We start from the raw sequence: 16,235 nt of genomic DNA on the forward strand, positions 1-16,235 counted from the left end.
TGACCTGCCACTGAACTTTCATCCGGCGGTGATTAGAGCCTCGGCGTTTTTTGTTACGCGAAATGGCGCGGTGGGAGCAACCGGCGGAAACGCGAAGCTTCCACATTGCGTAGCGTTGGAGCCGGTTGCGGCGATGATCCCGGCATAATCCGCCGGGGTCTGGTATCCGAGCGATGAGTGTGGCCGAAAATTATTGTAATCGTCGGCCCATTCCGCAATGGCGCTACGGGCATGGTCGAGACCGAAGAACAGGCTCTCGTTGAGCAGCTCGTCACGCATGCGGCCGTTGAAACTCTCGACATAGCCGTTTTGCATTGGTCTTCCCGGCGCGATGTAGTGCCACTCGACCTTGTGATCCTTCGACCATGCAAGGATGGCATTCGAGGTCAGTTCGGTCCCGTTGTCGGAGACAATCACGCCGGGCTTACCCCGTCGCTCGATAAGCGTCGTCAGCTCTCGCGCGACACGACGACCTGATATCGATGTGTCCGGGATCGCCGCCAGGCATTCGCGCGTGACGTCGTCGACCACATTGAGGATGCGGAAACGCCTGCCGCACGCAAATTGATCGTGGACGAAATCCAGCGACCAGCGGGCATTGGCCTTTGCTTCAACGAGGATCGGCGCACGCGTGCCAACAGCGCGACGCCTGGCTTTGCGCTTGCGCACGGAAAGACCCTCCTCGCGATAGAGCCGGTAGATGCGGTTGACGCCGGATGGCTCGCCCTCCCGCCGGAGCACGATGAACAGCCGCCGATATCCGAAACGCCGTCGCTGGTTGGCGAGGTCGCGCAGCTTCATTCGCAATTCGGCCTCCGGCGGTCGGCAGGACTGATAGCGTATCGTCTTGCGGTCGGCGGAAATTATCTGGCAGGCCCGCCGCTCCGAAAGACCCATGACGGCCTTCAGATGCGCGACGGCGTCACGCTTGGCGGCAGGCCCTACCATTTTTTTGCCAGAAGCTCGCGGAGCGCGGCAACATCCAGCATCTGCTCGGCCAACAACTTCTTCAGCTTCGCATTCTCCTCTTCAAGCGCCTTCAGCCGCTTTGCTTCGGAGACATCCATGCCGCCGTATTTGGCCTTCCAGTTGTAAAATGTCGCCTCGGAAATCCCGTGCTTGCGGCACAGGTCGGCAGCCTTCGCGCCAGCCTCCTGCTCACGCAGCACCCCGATAATCTGCTCTTCCGTAAATCTCTGCTTCTTCATTCGTCCGTCCTCTGATGGGCCGGACTCTAATCAATTCTGGAGGAAATTCGCAGTGGCAGGTCANGATAATCTGCTCTTCCGTAAATCTCTGCTTCTTCATTCGTCCGTCCTCTGATGGGCCGGACTCTAATCAATTCTGGAGGAAATTCGCAGTGGCAGGTCATTTTAAGCCAATTTTTAGCCGCGCCAATTAAGACCTTGCTGACTGGGTGGGCTAGTCTTGGGTATCTGGCCGAAAATACAGCGTCTGCGATTTGTTTGACGTCTTGAGCACCGTAAAGACTCACCCAAATGATTTTATCTTCAGGATTTTGACTGATCCACTCCTTCAGATACGATCGTACAAAATGGGTCTTCCCGGACCCCCAAAGTCCTCTGACTAGCACTGCGAAACGTGGCTGGGGTAGGGTCAGGTAGTATGCCAGGTAGTGGCTTCGCAGCTCTTCAGGGAGGTTTGTAGTCATTTTGACTCGGTGAGCCACGCTTGGGGAGCTGACTGGTCTTTTCTGACTGAAGAACCCTCTCACTCGTGCTCACCCCTATGCTAAACTTCGCCGAAGTCTGGGGGGCGCGTGCATAATTGGCAAGGCCACCTTGGTTTATATTTTGCGGTTGAGATCCTTGTAGCTTATGGGAATGGCTGTCGGTAGTCGGTGAGGTGTGGCTATGGGCCTCTAGTTTGAGGCAGGAATGCTCTTGAAAGAGGTTTGCATCCTCTGGTAATGCGAGCTCTTGAGCAGGGGGCTTCGAAGATGAGTAAAATCACACATGTGAGCAATCCCCTGACGATTATCGCAATTTTCGCAGCTCTCGCAGAGGTTAGCGGTACTGTTGTGCTGCCGCTTCTCCAGCCAGAGACCCAAAGAGCCTATGTTTGGTTCTTGATTTTGTTCCCAACAGTGCTTGTTGTTTGCTTTTTTGTATCCTTTGGAGTAGGCCAAAAAACCTTTACGCGCCTGCCGACTACAAAGATGAGCAAAATTTCTTGAAGTCACTTGGCCTTGTTGATGCTATGACTGAAGCAACCTTTTCAAAGTTGCGGTTTGAGCTTAACGATATAAAGGCAGCCGGGACCCCTCCGGTCTCTGCTGAAGGCGAGGATCTGGCGGGACAGGCAACGTCAATGCCGCCGCAGAGTCCTGCTGTGGTTGGGTCAGATCAAGGCGGGGCCATCGACGGTTTTACACAAGGAGCTGCTAGAGCCTCTAGGCTTCTGTTGGCTGAAGAATTGGCGGTAAACCTACTTACCCTCGGCCAGAGAGGTACCGTCCGCCGTCGAGTTTCGCCGAGATTTAACAGGAATATAGTTCTTGATGCTGTTGTGACTAATGGTGACTTAATCAGAGTGATTGAGGTAAAGTACACAACCAATGGCAAGCTGCCGGTGGATAAATATAAATCCTCGATTGATGATATAGTACTTTATTACGAGGGTCTCGATGACCAACTTAAGTCAGGATTCGCGGTGGATCTGATAATCATTACTGAAGAAATACTTCCGATTCAGGTGCAGGTGAAGATCAAGGTTGACATCGATTTAGCAAATTCTGCTGCACCTTTCCCTGTGAGGGTTCATATTTACGCCGTTGAAGATCTTAAACGGATGGTTGAATTTGGGGAGCCTGCCTTTGCGTAGTTAGAACTATCTAGGTGATTAGGGTCACCAAACACATCGCGTGCGATGGCGCAATCGTCGATTTGAGACACCCCGGGAATTCGCTGCTTCGGCACCAGCGGCAATGGGTTTCCCTTAGCCTCTCCACGAACCCCAAAGGATGGCTTGAAGGCACTATGCTCTTCGTCGCCACATCGAGGTATCGTTGGAAGCCATCTCCAGGCCGCAGAGCCATGCTGCAATTACAACTCCAAGGCATGTCTGAGGATTGTCTTTCTCCGGCTTTCGATTAGCTTCTGGCTTATGGTCTCGGTAAGGAGATAATTCCATGAAGGATGAAAATAGCCGAATGTTATCGTTCGGAGCAGCCTTAGCGGGCGACATCCTTTCCATACTCACTCCGGGCGGTGGGCTCTTTTCTAAACTCGCTGATGAGTACTTAGCCAAGAAGAACCAAGAGGCAGTAGACGTTGCCATTGAGGAGCTGTCATTTGGCAGGGTAGAGTTCCACGAGTCAGATATTCAACCCTTTGTAGCTGTGCTTTTGCGATATTCTAAGGCTGCTTCTGAAGGCGCAGCACGGCGAAACCTGCGATTGTTGATGCAGATTGTAGTTGGACTGAAGCGAAACCGAAGTCTGAGTGAGGAGGCTTTTAGGAGATGGGCGGGTGTCCTTGAGCATATGACACGGGATGAGCTTATGTTCGTGGGACACGCCGTCCGTTTCTACAAGGAAATTGTTTCGGGAACGATGCCCGATGATATAAGGTTCTGGGGCCTTATTCTTAAAAGCATGCAGAACAGTGGTTACCAAGAGGAGGAGACCTCTGCCATTGCGGCGGCCGTTAGCCGATCTGGTCTTTTCATCCCTCTGCTGACTGCGGGAGGACTAAGCTATAAGGCCAGTCCAAGGCTTGCAGAATTGACATTGTTGATCGATTCAGAGAGTCTCGTTAAAGACGATTAGTTGCGAGCACATGTGTTCTTCAAAGCAACTGCATTCTACGCGCTTTACGCCACCGAATCGTTAGAGTGTTGCCTGATGCCGCCCTTTAGGTTACCTTTTTCCCGTCAATGTAGAGGTTGAGCCGCACGAGATTGCCGCGAGGATCAACATCATCCTTTACGCGGACGTAATGGCCCTCCAAGATCAGATCAATCATCTCCTGCTCGGTTGGAACAAGCACTTCATTAGCAGAATGGTGCTGCTTTTTGCCAAACCTCTTGCGGTCTCCTAAGATGTAGAAGCCATGCTTCTGAATTGCGTATTGCTTTACGCCTGACTTCGGCTCCAGCCTGTAGACTCGCATCTCATCTCCTCCGTGTGCCACACCGGCTAGCATTACGGTGGCTCAAAGTGAAGCTTCCGACTAAAATTTGGGGTCACACATCTCAGAGGTGATCACGTAGCAGCGGCGGCGAGGTTTCCCCCCGTGCCCCCCTAGGCGGTCTCCATTGTGGTGGTTTCATGCCCCTCCTTGCCGGGTGCAATAGGGAAGCTCGACGGCTGGCATAGTGCCCATGTGAGCAGACCCGGCAGACCATTCCCAGCGTAGAGAAAAGGCATTCCCACAGTGCAGAAAGGCAGGCTGCTTGCTAAGCCTTTAACAATCACAACGGTCGTTGACATTTGTGAAATGGATCATATCCTCTGATTAACGGAGGAAATCCCCATGAAGCAGTACGTGGTCTACAAGCGAGTCAGCACGGAAGAGCAGGGCAAGAGCGGCCTAGGGCTGGATGGCCAGGACAAAGACATCGAGGTGTTCTTGAAGAACTTCTCTGAGGAGCCCTACACGGTTCTTGCAGAGTTTGAGGATATCCAATCCGGTGGAGATAACCGCAGACCACAGCTGGACGCCGCACTGGAGATGTGCAGGAAGAGTGGCGCTGAGCTCCTTGTAGCCAAGCTTGACCGATTGAGCCGCAAGGTGTCGTTCATCGCTGCCCTAATGGATGACCCCAAGCTCAAGCTTCGCGTTGCCCAAATGCCATTTGCTGACAAGTTTCAACTCCACATCTACGCGGCCCTTGCTGAGCAGGAACGGAAGTTCATTTCAGAACGCACCAAGGCAGCGCTGCAAGCGGCCAAGGAGCGGGGCACAAAGCTAGGCGGAATGCGAGACCCCACGATGAAGCGCAACGCTGCCATGCAGGTGAAGGCCAATGCGGAAGCGAAGCGGCTGATAGAGGTGATCGGGCCTATGCGTGATGCTGGCAAGACGCTTACAGGGATTGCAGAGGCTCTCAACTCCATGGGTCTCACTACCTCGCGAGGCAGCAAGTGGAGCGCCATGCAGGTCTCCAGAGTGCTGGAGCGTGCAGCGGCTTAAAGTCCATTCCCACAGTGCAGTAAGAGAAGCTCGCTTTTGGTACCCCATCGGCGGGCTTTATCGTTTGCTGAGAGCTGGCAGATTGCGGTGGCAGTGGGGCACCTCAGAGCAATCCCTCCGTAGTGGAAGAGGCGCTCAAAACCATTCCCTTAGTTGAGGAAGAGTATTCCCACAGTACCGAAGAGAAAGCCGCGCTTTTCGTTACCCTTCAAAATAACTGTTACAGATACCGTCAAGCTGACCCCTCTCGCGTCTGATAACATCGGTCCCTCCTAGCTTGATGGCCTACCCCAAAGCATACTAACCAAAGGAACCCCATCAATGTATTCAACCATCTTGCCGAACCCTCGGCAGGCGGGACGCTGACCCATGGCCAGAGCACCCGTTCAAGAGCTCCCACTGTCCGCTCAGCTAAGGCCCGTTGCCAGTCCGGTGGATACCTTCATCAAGCCCGCCCCATCACCGCTGAGGGGTCTTGCTGAAAGCCTTGCCACGGCAAATTCGGGCTTACAAACCTACCTCAGCACAGTTGACGAGAAGCAGAAGCGTCAAGATGACATTCAGGCGCGTGCTGACTTCCTACGGGATCATACTGGCGAGATGGCCAGAGCGGTCACTGAAGGCAAGCTCCCTGCTCACTACTCGCCTCAGTACGTCAGAAGCTTCAAGCAAGCTCAGGGCTCGGCAGCCGGTGACACTCTCCGAACCAAGTGGCAGGACGCTTGGGACAACTGGCAAGGGAAGGATAGTGAGGACCCCAACGCCTTCACTACGTTCTTCGGTGAGTTTGTCCGCAACAACGTAGGCAGCCAGGACCCCGATGTGTTGGCCGGGCTGGTTCCGCATGTTGAGGCACTTCAAGCCAACGCCACCACGCAATACACTCAGTGCCTCCAGCCGTGATTAGGGGCAACGTTGGGGTCTGGCACCACCTCACGCACAAAGGCAGCTATAACGTTCTTCCTGCCTCGCCATGTCTGACGGAACGAAGCGCCCTTCTTCAGGTGGATAAACAGGTAGCCTTTTGGGGACGCCTTCACGAAATCCAAGAAGCCCTGCTCAATGACGTGGGCGTGAAGAGGGACCTCACGGGCCTCGCCGGTCTTCACAGAGCCAGCTTCAGGCGAGATGGTGATGACCCAACTGCCCTTGTCTTGGCGGATGTCCTCTTTGCGGAGCTGCACGATTTCCCCAACGCGAGCCCCAGTGTAGGCGCAAAGCCACGGCACCCAGCGCTTGCCCAGCCCGGTGTCTGAAAGGTTCGGATCGTTCCGCAGGGTGTTGGCATGCCGCAGGATCGCGGTAGCTTCCTTGTCGGTAAACTCCCGCTCTCGAAGCTTGACCTTCTTGCCCCTCTGGACGCTGACTCCCTCTGCCGGATTGCGATCCATGAAGCGTTGATCCACAGCCCACGCAAAGACGCTCTTGAAGGCAATGAGGTTAGACCTGATGGTGACCGGCGCGACTGTCTTCAGGCGTTCATCGCGGAACTTGCGGATATCATCGCTGGTGACCGCAGAGGCTTCATCGTGCCTCAGGAAGTCCTTTAGGTGCTTGAACGAGATGACATACTTTTCGTGAGTGGCGACTGATTTGCCGAGCGACTGATTCGCAGACCACCAGCCATCAAGAAGGCTCGATAGCGTGGTGCTGCTACTACGTCTTTTTGTGTGCGTTGTAGCCGGTGCTATCAGCCCTATGTTTTCCCAAGCCGGAAAGCGGGATAGGCGCTCATCAATTCGATAATCTCCGTCTGCAAAGCGTGCTCGTGTGGCGATGGCTTCAGGCAGCTCTTTGGCAAGTGCCTTAGCTAGATGGCGGCGGCTTGCCTCGGTGGCTTTCGGAATGCCGTGCAGCATCAGCAGTGTGTCAGACACCCGAAGCAAGGAAGCCAGTGGCGCGTCCCCGAGGGTTGGCTGAAGAATGACCCGCAAGGTTTCGCTCAACTGACGTAACTTCTTTGCCTCTGCATCATAGTCTTCAGGAGCAGTGCAAGGTAGTCCAAGCCCATCGGCATAAAGCAGCCGATCTGGAAACCTGTCCGGCTCCGAAGCCCAAGCCGCATAAAATGAACCCGATAATGCCTGAATCTGCCGGTGACTCAATTCGACCACTTGTTTGGTACGAAGCCTTGCGAACAGCCCGTCTAAAAATTGTGTGATTTTGCGCTCACGTTTTCGAGCCTCGACTGGACTTTTTGTTCGCAGCGAAAAGCGGATGGACTGTGTTTTGCGAAGTTGCCTGAGTGGTAGTTTCCTCTGTGCAGCGGTCAAGCGGGTGGGGAGGCGAGATAGTGCATTCCTAAAGTCGCGAACCTTCTCCTTACTGATGTCCCCAAGGCGCATATCTCCATGATACTGTATGAAATAGCGGACCCCTCGCTCAGCCTCAGCTACTGTTGTAGGCGCTGGCTTCTTGCCGCCTCTCGCTTGGCTTCCTGCCTTCCAAAGGTCGAAGGCCTCCGACAGCTTCGGGCCTTTCTTGGTGGCATCGACCTCAACGGGGGCAGGTGTCGAAATCACTCGTCCCTTTTGGCGCTCGAGAAGTGCCTCATAGCCTCTCACGTGACCCCTCAGGACTGCCAAGCTAGCGTCTTGAAAGTAGGCGTTCTCTTCTCGAACTGAGCACCCTAGGCCCGCCAAATGGGCTAGCAGTGGAGCCCGCGCAATTGTGGTATCGTATCTGGCCAAAGCGTTGCGGAAGTCTGCCAGTAAGAGGGCTATCTCTTCGTCAAGTACGACCATGTGGCTTTCCGACAGACCCAAGCCGCCAAACTTAACGCTTTCCAGAAGGCTATATCGGGAGCGTTCTTCTGGTGACTGCATTTGTCTTCGAGCATCTCCGTGACGGCGGAGCTTTTCATCGTCTGCCAATACGGTCTGATAAAAGTGATCCTCAATTTGCTGCATCGGAGGCAGCTCAGGGCTAACCGCAGTTCCTTTGCTCTCAGCCTTTGCCTGAAGCAACCTCAAAGCCTTCTCGTACAGGTCAGCGACACGAGCCGCCTGCCTCAGGTCCTCCCGCTTTGCCCGTTTCTGGTCAGTGGTATTGAGGGAGATGGTTAGGAACTGTTTGAAGTTGCCGGTCTTTGCGTTGATGAGCTCTGCAAGCTCGCCACGAATGCGAATCGGCGCTGGTTTTCCTGCGATCTCTTGAGGAAGCCTTTTGCGAAACTCGTAGATGCCTGACGGACGGCGCTGCATATAGGTCATTCCAGCCATGAGTGACGAACCCTTGAGAACTAGCCATGTGAAGCACTCGGCTGGCTCTAAGGTTCTGAAACCCTAGATGTTTTTGACTTTCAATGCACTAAGAAGATAATGGCGCACCCGACAGGATTCGAACCTGTGACCTTTGGAATCGGAATCCAACACTCTATCCAGCTGAGCTACGGGTGCTTTTCAGAATCGTTCTGTGCGGACGACTGTGCCGGTGGGAGGTTCATAACAAAGGTCAGGGGCGGCATCAATCGCCCGGGCTGCAAAAAAGTGGTATCTCACCCATAATGTTCATTCGTCATCGATGCGGATGCAGGCGAAGAGCCTGGTCGACCAACATGTTCGCGACTGTCATCCGGCGTGTCGCCTGCGGGCGGAAATCGGGATGCACGCGATCGGGATGATTGAACTTGGCGAAAGCACGGCGTCGCGCCATCAGCTTTTCCGGGGTATCCTGCGGTTTGAGGGCAAGATCCTCGGCAATTTCCGTGTCCGACAAACGGGCAAGATGCGGCGGCATGACAGGCGGAGGGGGAGGCGGCTCTTCAACCTTGGAGAGCGTCTGTTCTTCATCAAGGCCATAGAGGCGATAGAGGCTCTCTGTCGGCGACGGCTCAGGCCTCTCCCAGGTTTCCGTGACGAAACCCATCGGCAGGCCAGACACACGAAAATTGGCCTGCGGCTGGGCGTCTGCCGCCTGCGCATCCTCATCGTCAAGCCGGGTCAGAATAGACTGGAAGACAGATTTTCCGAACAGCATCGGCTCCCCTTTCGAAGAGATATTCTGCAGCAGACAGTTGGTGCGGAGCTTGCGCGCCGCACCCATTTCGGTCGTCGGGTTTGATCAAGCCTGACTTTGGCTTTGGGACTGCGTGCCGCCCTGATCACTTGTCTGGCTTTGCGACTGGCTCTGGCCTGGGCCTTCGACACTCAGTGTCACCGTCAGGTCCTCGCCTGCGGAACCAATGCGCATGCCGGAAACCGGGGCTGCGTCGCTATAGCAGAGGCCGGAGGCAATGCGGACATAGCGCTCGTCCGGGCAGATCTTGTTGGCCGCATCAAAGCCCACCCATCCGAGACCCGGGATGTGCACCTCCGCCCAGGCATGTGTCGCAGTTTGTTCGATCCGGTCTTCCATCATCAGGTAGCCGGAGACATAACGCGCCGGAAGCTTCAGGAAGCGCGCAGCCGAAACAAAGATATGGGCATGGTCCTGACAGACGCCCGCCTTCGCTTCCAGCGCCTGTTCAGCCGTCGTTTCGGACGAGGTGGAGCCGGGTTTGTATTCCACATTGGCGTGGATCAATTCCATCAGGGCATGCATCTGCGCAAGCTCGCTGTCGCCAGTCACACTGCGGGCCAGTTCCTTGACGAGCGTGCCCGGCTTGGTGCGTTCCGTCTCGCGCAGATAGAGCCACAGCGGCACGAAGCCGTGATGCGGACCGAGCACGCCAGCGCGGTCAATCGTCTCCACTTCGCCTGTGGCGGTGATGCGAATGGTGTGTTCACCACCTTCGATCGAGACAAGATCCACCCGGTTGCCGAACTGGTCGTTATAACCGGCTTCCACCTTGGCGCCCTCGACACTCAGTGACCAGTTAAGCACCGTTTGTACATGGCTCGACTGCGGGTGCAGCCGAAGACGCTGGAGTGCATAGGCAACCGGCTCTTCGTAGAGATATTCGGTCGTATGAGAAATCTTTAAACGCATATGGCCAATCCGTCCCCCGGTGTGCCCATGCCCCGCTCAACGGTAAAAGCGGTAGCCTTCTGAAATTTCGACGCTGAGCTGGTTGTTGCGGCTGATGAAATCCTCAAGGAATTCGTGCAGGCCCTGATCCATCACATCGCCGATCTCGCCGCGTTTCAGCATCGTGCGGATGCTGTCCGCCGTATCATGCGCGGAGTGACGCTCGCCGTAATCCTCCGCCAGATAGCGCAGATTGCTGACGATCTTTTCGTAGCAATAGGCGAGCGACCTTGGCATGCGGCGATTGAGAATGAGGAAGTCGGCGATGTTGGAGGGGCGATACTCCGCATCATAGACCCAGCCGTAGGACCGGTGCGCCGAAACAGACCGCAGGATGGATTCCCACTGGAAATTGTCGAGCGAGGAGCCCACCTGGCTGACGGCCGGCAGCAGCACGTAATACTTCACGTCCAGAATGCGGCTGGTGTTGTCCGCACGCTCGATGAAGGTGCCGATGCGCGAGAAGTTATACAGATCGTTGCGCAGCATCGAGCCGTGGAAGGCGCCGCGGATCAGGCCCGCACGCCGCTTGATCGTATCGATCACAGCTGGCAGATCCGCAGGCTTCACTCGCTTTTCCAAGAGCTGCTTGAGTTCGATCCAGCATTCGTTGGTCGCTTCCCAGGTTTCACGGGTGAGCGCGGTGCGTACCATGCGCGCATTGTTTCGGCCGGAGTCGATGCAGGACATGACGCTGGAAGGGTTCGTCTTTTCACGCAGCAGGTAGTCGATCGCGTTGGCTGTGGTCACCTTGCCGTGCAGTTCCACATATTCGTCGCGCACGCCTGCGCTTTGCAGCACGCCATCCCAATCCTCATCCGTCGAGCCCGTCCGCGTCAACGAAACGCGCAGACCCGCATCGACGAGACGCGCGATGTTTTCGGCGCGCTCGATATATCGGAACATCCAGTAGAGGCCGTTCGCAGTTCTTCCCAGCATGTTCGCTCAGTCCTCTAGAACCCACGTATCTTTGGTGCCGCCGCCCTGGCTGGAATTGACTACCAGGGATCCCTTCTTCAGGGCGACGCGGGTCAGCCCGCCCGGAATGATCTTGACCTCCTTGTCGGATACCAGAACGTAGGGGCGCAGATCCACATGGCGGGGCGCGATGCCCTTGTTGACGAGGATCGGCACGGTAGACAGCGAAAGCGTTGGCTGGGCAATATAGTTTGAGGGGCGGGCGCTGAGCTTCTCGGCAAAATCAGCCCGCTCTTTCTTGGAGGCTGTCGGCCCGACCAGCATGCCATAGCCGCCGGAGCCGTGAACTTCCTTCACGACCAGCTCTTCCAGATGCTCCAGAACATATTTCAGGCTGTCGGGCTCGGAACAGCGCCAGGTCGGCACGTTTTCGAGCAGTGGCTTGCGTCCGGTATAGAACTCGACGATTTCCGGCATGTAGGAGTAGATCGCCTTGTCGTCCGAAATGCCGGTTCCCGGCGCATTGGCAATGGTGATGTTGCCGGAACGGTAGACATCCATGATGCCGGGAATGCCAAGCGCAGAGTCGGGCCGGAAGGTCAGCGGATCGAGGAAGTCGTCATCGACGCGGCGGTAGAGCACATCGATGGCTTCATAGCCGCGGGTGGTGCGCATCTTCACCTTGCCGTCGATGACGCGCAGGTCCGATCCTTCGACCAGTTCGACGCCCATGGTATCAGCCAGGAAGGAATGCTCGTAATAGGCGGAATTATAGATGCCGGGCGTCAGAACCGCCACGCGCGGCTTGCCCTTGCAGCCGGGAGGGGCGAGCGATGCCAGCGATTGCCGCAGCAGATAGGGGTAGTCCTCCACCCGCTGCACCTTGTTCATGGCAAAAAGTTCCGGGAACATCTGCATCATGGTTTCCCGGTTCTCCAGCATGTAGGAGACGCCGGAGGGCGTGCGGGCATTGTCTTCCAGCACATAGAACTGGTCTTCGCCGGTGCGCACGATATCGGTGCCGACGATGTGGGTGTAGACCCCGCCCGGCGGCTTGAAGCCGATCATTTCCGGAAGGAAGGCTTCGTTCTTCTCGATCAGTTCGCGCGGGATGCGCCCTGCGCGGATGATTTCCTGCTTGTGATAGATGTCGTCCAGAAAGGCGTTGAGTGCCAGAACCCGCTGCTCGATGCCCTGGGCCAGCTTGCGCCACTCGCGCGCTGAGATGATGCGGGGAATGATATCGAAGGGAATGAGCTTTTCAGAGGAATCGGCATGTCCGTAGACTGCGAATGTAATGCCCGTCTTTCGGAAGATCGATTCCGCGTCCTGCGACTTCTGGATCAGATGCGCAGGATCCTGTGCGGCATACCACTCCTGGTAAGTCTTGTATGGTGGGCGCGGAAGGTCTTCCGCAGTCAACATTTCATCAAATGCCAATGGTGCGTTCCCCGATTTTGGACCATAAGAGTACAACGCAAACAGCATTGCAAGAACCATGCGTCATCGAAAAACAAATTAATTAGGCAATGCTGTCTGATGGCTTGATATAAAGCGCAAAGGCGCGCCAGATTGCTCGAAGTTTGTGCGCCAAGATGGCCTAACGCTCATGCAAACGCACTGCTTTTGCTATCTTTCCCGTTTCCGCGATTGTTCAACACTTCTGCTTTGCCTTGTTCCTGCATGAGGTTTAAGCAGCATCTGCACAATCTATCAGCATTTGATTCAAGGCTAAAATGATGCTTGACCGTCTGGCTCCTGCCATCTTCGTGGTCCTCTGGTCGACAGGTTGGATCGTTGCCAAGATTGCAGCGGCCCATGCTGATCCGTTGACATTCCTCAGTGCTCGCCATGCGCTCGCAGCGGTTGTCTTTGCCGGCTTCGTCCTGGTCTCGAAAGCACAATGGCCACGCACGCTGAAACAGGGCCTCCATGCGTTTTTGTCCGGCATCCTGCTACATGGCCTCTATCTGTCAGGGCTCTGGTGGGCGATCGGGCAGGGTGTTCCGGCCGGTCTCTCGGGCGTTATTGCCGGGCTTCAGCCGTTGCTGACAGCGGCGTGCGCCTTCCTGCTTTTGCGCGAGAGGATCAGCCGTATACAGGTTGCCGGTCTCACGCTTGGCTTTGCCGGCATCGCAATCGCCGTGTCGCCTCAGTTTGCCGGGGTTCTGCAGCGCGGCCTGACCGGACTTGCGGTTCCGGTGCTGATCAACCTCATCGCCATGCTTTCCGTCACGCTCGGCACGCTTTATCAGAAGCGCTTTCTGGGAGGCGGAGATCTTCGCGCGATCGCGACGCTGCAATATCTGGGTGCCTTTGCGGTGACGGCGCCCTTGGCCCATGGATTGGAAACGGGCCGGTTCGACTGGACCGTTCCTGCGATCGCGGCGATGGCCTGGTCGGTGCTCGGCATCTCCATGGGAGCGGTGGGCCTGTTGCTCTACCTCATCCGGCGCGGACAGGTCTCGCGCGCGGCATCCTTGATTTACATGATGCCGCCGCTGGTGGCCATTGAAGCCGCTGTGCTGTTCGGAGAGGCTCTGACCGTGCCAATGGTGATTGGAACGGTGATTGTGGTGACCGGGGTTTATCTGGTCAATCGCAAGCCGAACGCCTGAGACGGCAAAACCCGCCCTCGTTGCCGAGAGCGGGTTTCTGAGATCAAGATATGTGTGATTGATCAGGCGCGATCGCGACGCTTCTGCTGGCCTTCGCCGCCGCCAAACTTTACCGGGCCACCATTGCCGCCGGTCTTGGCCTGGCCTGGGCGTCCCTGACCACCACGGTGCGGGCGCTTTGCACCCGGTTCGTGTGCGCCGTGGCTTGCATGGTCACGCTTGCCATGGCCCTGTGGACGGCCCTCGGCGCGATGCGGGCGACCTTCGCCCTGCGGACCGCCGAACTGCTTCTTGCGGCCCTGTCCGAAGTCTGACGTTGCGGCCAGATCATTGTCTGCTTCGAAACGCGGCGCTTCTTCACCACGACGCTGGCCGCGGAAGTCTTCGTTGCGCTGACGGGTCGGACGGTTGTTGCTACGGCCTTCGCCGCGCTCCAGTGCTGCCTCGCCATCAGCGAAGATGGGCCGGCGTGCCGGACGGGCTTCGCCGCGATTGCGGTTTGCCGAACGCTGGCCACCTTCACGATTGCCACCGTCGCGGTTTCCGCCTTCACGGTTTCCACCTTCGCGATTGCCGCCATTGCGAGCCTTGGTCGGGCGCGCGGGGCTGCGCATTTCAGCTGGACGCTGACCCGATGCAACGGTGATCTCGATGTTCATCAGGCGCTCGATGTCGCGCAGCAGGCGCGTTTCATCCGGGGCGCAGAACGCAATCGCGATGCCATCACGGCCTGCACGGGCGGTACGGCCAATGCGGTGAACATAGGCATCTGGCACTTCCGGCAGATCATAGTTGAAGACGTGCGTCACGCCGGGAATGTCAATGCCGCGGGCTGCCACGTCGGTTGCCACGAGCACCTTGATCTCACCATCGCGGAACGCCTTCAGGGCGCGTTCGCGCTGGCCCTGGCTCTTGTTGCCATGGATCGAGGCCACGGCAAACTGCTGATCGGCAAGATGCTTGGAAAGCTTTTCCGCGCCATGCTTGGTGCGCAGGAAGACCATGGAACGGCCATCCGGATTCGCCAGGAGGGCGTTTTTCAGAAGTACGGTCTTGTCGTTCTTGCCGGCCACGAAATGGACATACTGCTCTACCTTGTCGGCAGCCTTGCCCGGAGGGGTAACCTCGACCTTGACCGGATCCTTGAGGTAGTCACCGGCCAGATCGGCAATCGCCTTCGGCATGGTCGCCGAGAACAGCAGCGTCTGGCGCTTGTTCGGCACCATCTTGGAAATCTTGCGCAGATCATGGATGAAGCCGAGGTCCAGCATCTGGTCCGCTTCGTCAAGCACGAGATAGCGCACGGTCGTCAAACCGATGGCGCGACGGCTGACGAGGTCGAGCAGACGGCCGGGTGTGGCGACCAGGATGTCGGTGCCCTTTTCCAGCATCTGCTGCTGCTTGTTGATCGAAGCGCCGCCAACGACGGAGTTGATCTTGAGTGGTGTGCCGCGCACATAGGCCTTCAGATTTGCAGCGATCTGGTTCACCAGTTCGCGGGTCGGGGCCAGGATGAGGGTGCGGGTGGTGCGGTTGTCGGGGCGCTTTGCGTCCTTCAACAGCATTTCGATGAGCGGCAGACCAAATGCTGCCGTCTTGCCTGTGCCCGTCTGGGCAAGGCCAATCATGTCGCGGCTCTGAAGAAGAAGCGGGATCGCCTGCTCCTGGATCGGGGTCGCCGTTTCGTAGCCCAGCTGGGAGAGAGTGGCTACGATCTGCTTGGAAAGACCAAGCTCATGGAAATTCGTCAAGTCGAATACCTTTCGGGGCGCCAAACGAGGATGCCGGTCAGGCACCATGCCGAACCGGTTTCATCTGGCGTCAAGAACCCCGCGTGAATTGGGAACTTGTGTGTGGAAACTGCTTTCCAGCGCTGGCCAAATAAGGCCAATACTCGTGGCGCTTGCCTTCTTCGCGAGCCATTTTCGTCGCAGGGCCTGCTCACGCGGCGGCCGGAAGGTGAAAGCTGGGCTGCATGTGCTGCTTTGCACACAAAAAGTCAAGAGCCCGCGGCCATATTGGCGCGGGCTCTGGCAATTATCATCATCTTACGAAGCGATCCGCGCTCCTCAGTACGGGCACACCCGCACCCGGAAAGCCTCGCCCCAATCATTCTCGCGCCATTCGTAATGGCAGCGAGGCGCCGGGGCCGGGCGATAATAGGTACGCTCGTAGTAAACGCGGCGTGGCGGCGGTGGTGGCGGCGGATCGATATAGACCGGGCCTTCATAAACCGGACCGCGAGGCTGCGAGGCAATGGCACCGCCAATCAGGCCGCCAACGAGGCCACCGGCAAGGCCAGCCGCGAAATCGTCCCGGGCTTCTGCCGCAGGCGCCGTGACCGCCAGCGCGCTTGTCACGGTCGCAACCGCCAGACTGCACGTAATGACTTTGCTCAATGCGAACATGGATCTTTCCTTTCACCCTTCTGGGCACATTCCGAGAGTGAAATATAAAGGCGGCAGTTTGATGGAAAGCGCTGAAGAGAAGTCTGAACAGGCGTTCAGCCAGACGAAACGTGAAATTGTTCTGCCGGCTCAAATCTGCTCGCGGTGCTGGCAATATGGCATGACTT

The 16,235-nt window shown here is 56.8% G+C and carries 15 protein-coding genes, 1 tRNA gene and 1 pseudogene; 6 read left to right on the forward strand and 11 right to left on the reverse strand.

From position 1 onward, the window contains the following. Nucleotides 1–18: 18 nt before the first annotated feature. Nucleotides 19–1,208 (reverse strand): IS3 family transposase gene (locus ASD54_RS06915; protein ID WP_156379116.1). Its coding sequence is split into 2 segments (ribosomal slippage): nucleotides 19–956 and nucleotides 956–1,208, totalling 1,191 coding nucleotides; the frame shifts between segments, so codons are not numbered across the junction. A gap of 64 nt (nucleotides 1,209–1,272) precedes the next feature. Beyond that, a pseudogene (locus ASD54_RS26525) lies at nucleotides 1,273–1,672 on the reverse strand (P-loop NTPase fold protein); the annotation flags it as partial. A 288-nt stretch (nucleotides 1,673–1,960) separates the two neighbouring features. On the opposite strand from ASD54_RS26525, the gene ASD54_RS06925 reads away from it, so the two are divergent. The 3 genes from ASD54_RS06925 (at nucleotide 1,961) to ASD54_RS06935 (ending at nucleotide 3,790) form a co-directional block, all read left to right on the forward strand. Beyond that, the gene (locus ASD54_RS06925; protein ID WP_156379118.1) at nucleotides 1,961–2,197 is read left to right on the forward strand and encodes a hypothetical protein; all 237 of its coding nucleotides are present in this window, start codon (nucleotides 1,961–1,963) and stop codon (nucleotides 2,195–2,197) included. Next, entirely contained in the window at nucleotides 2,194–2,844 is a 651-nt protein-coding gene (locus ASD54_RS06930) for a hypothetical protein (RefSeq protein ID WP_062553892.1), read from the forward strand. The genes ASD54_RS06925 and ASD54_RS06930 overlap by 4 nt, the downstream gene beginning before the upstream one ends. Before the next feature lie 307 nt (nucleotides 2,845–3,151). Continuing rightward, on the forward strand, nucleotides 3,152–3,790 hold the full coding sequence (locus ASD54_RS06935) for a hypothetical protein (RefSeq protein ID WP_156379119.1): 639 nt from the start codon (nucleotides 3,152–3,154) through the stop codon (nucleotides 3,788–3,790). Nucleotides 3,791–3,875: 85 nt separating this feature from the next. On the opposite strand, the gene ASD54_RS06940 is transcribed toward ASD54_RS06935, so the two are convergent. Further along, nucleotides 3,876–4,133, reverse strand: coding sequence for a hypothetical protein (locus ASD54_RS06940; RefSeq protein WP_062553894.1), 258 nt, complete (start codon nucleotides 4,131–4,133; stop codon nucleotides 3,876–3,878). 363 nt (nucleotides 4,134–4,496) lie between these two features. On the opposite strand from ASD54_RS06940, the gene ASD54_RS06945 reads away from it, so the two are divergent. Together ASD54_RS06945 and ASD54_RS06950 are read left to right on the forward strand one after the other, a co-directional pair. Next, nucleotides 4,497–5,156, forward strand: coding sequence for a recombinase family protein (locus ASD54_RS06945; RefSeq protein WP_062553895.1), 660 nt, complete (start codon nucleotides 4,497–4,499; stop codon nucleotides 5,154–5,156). 369 nt (nucleotides 5,157–5,525) lie between these two features. Continuing rightward, the gene (locus ASD54_RS06950) at nucleotides 5,526–6,059 is read left to right on the forward strand and encodes a hypothetical protein (protein ID WP_062553896.1); all 534 of its coding nucleotides are present in this window, start codon (nucleotides 5,526–5,528) and stop codon (nucleotides 6,057–6,059) included. Here ASD54_RS06950 and ASD54_RS06955 read toward each other — a convergent pair. From ASD54_RS06955 to ASD54_RS06980, 6 genes are all read right to left on the reverse strand, one after another. After that, a complete protein-coding gene (locus ASD54_RS06955) occupies nucleotides 6,041–8,377 on the reverse strand; it encodes a phage integrase N-terminal SAM-like domain-containing protein (RefSeq protein WP_062553897.1) in 2,337 nt (778 codons plus the stop codon). The two genes, ASD54_RS06950 and ASD54_RS06955, sit on opposite strands and share 19 nt — an antisense overlap. A 100-nt stretch (nucleotides 8,378–8,477) precedes the next feature. Beyond that, nucleotides 8,478–8,554, reverse strand: a tRNA-Arg gene (locus ASD54_RS06960). A gap of 118 nt (nucleotides 8,555–8,672) precedes the next feature. Continuing rightward, nucleotides 8,673–9,134: a hypothetical protein gene (locus tag ASD54_RS06965; RefSeq protein WP_156379120.1), complete on the reverse strand. Its 462-nt coding sequence runs from the start codon at nucleotides 9,132–9,134 to the stop codon at nucleotides 8,673–8,675. An 84-nt stretch (nucleotides 9,135–9,218) separates the two neighbouring features. After that, a complete protein-coding gene (locus ASD54_RS06970; protein WP_062553899.1) occupies nucleotides 9,219–10,085 on the reverse strand; it encodes a transglutaminase family protein in 867 nt (288 codons plus the stop codon). A gap of 36 nt (nucleotides 10,086–10,121) precedes the next feature. Continuing rightward, entirely contained in the window at nucleotides 10,122–11,063 is a 942-nt protein-coding gene (locus ASD54_RS06975; RefSeq protein WP_062553900.1) for an alpha-E domain-containing protein, read from the reverse strand. A 6-nt stretch (nucleotides 11,064–11,069) separates the two neighbouring features. Continuing rightward, the gene (locus tag ASD54_RS06980) at nucleotides 11,070–12,482 is read right to left on the reverse strand and encodes a circularly permuted type 2 ATP-grasp protein (protein ID WP_062553901.1); all 1,413 of its coding nucleotides are present in this window, start codon (nucleotides 12,480–12,482) and stop codon (nucleotides 11,070–11,072) included. A 296-nt stretch (nucleotides 12,483–12,778) separates the two neighbouring features. Between ASD54_RS06980 and ASD54_RS06985 the strand changes: the two genes are divergently transcribed. Then, on the forward strand, nucleotides 12,779–13,660 hold the full coding sequence (locus tag ASD54_RS06985; RefSeq protein WP_062553902.1) for a DMT family transporter: 882 nt from the start codon (nucleotides 12,779–12,781) through the stop codon (nucleotides 13,658–13,660). Nucleotides 13,661–13,722: 62 nt separating this feature from the next. Here ASD54_RS06985 and ASD54_RS06990 read toward each other — a convergent pair whose 3' ends face one another. Next, a complete protein-coding gene (locus ASD54_RS06990) occupies nucleotides 13,723–15,411 on the reverse strand; it encodes a DEAD/DEAH box helicase (RefSeq protein WP_062554724.1) in 1,689 nt (562 codons plus the stop codon). A 318-nt stretch (nucleotides 15,412–15,729) separates the two neighbouring features. Then, nucleotides 15,730–16,068 (reverse strand): hypothetical protein, encoded by a 339-nt coding sequence (locus tag ASD54_RS06995; RefSeq protein WP_062553903.1) that lies wholly within the window; start codon nucleotides 16,066–16,068, stop codon nucleotides 15,730–15,732. Between the last annotated feature and the right edge of the window lie 167 nt (nucleotides 16,069–16,235).

The organism is Rhizobium sp. Root149 (assembly GCF_001427345.1).
Classification (GTDB): Bacteria; Pseudomonadota; Alphaproteobacteria; order Rhizobiales; family Rhizobiaceae; genus Neorhizobium; species Neorhizobium rhizoryzae.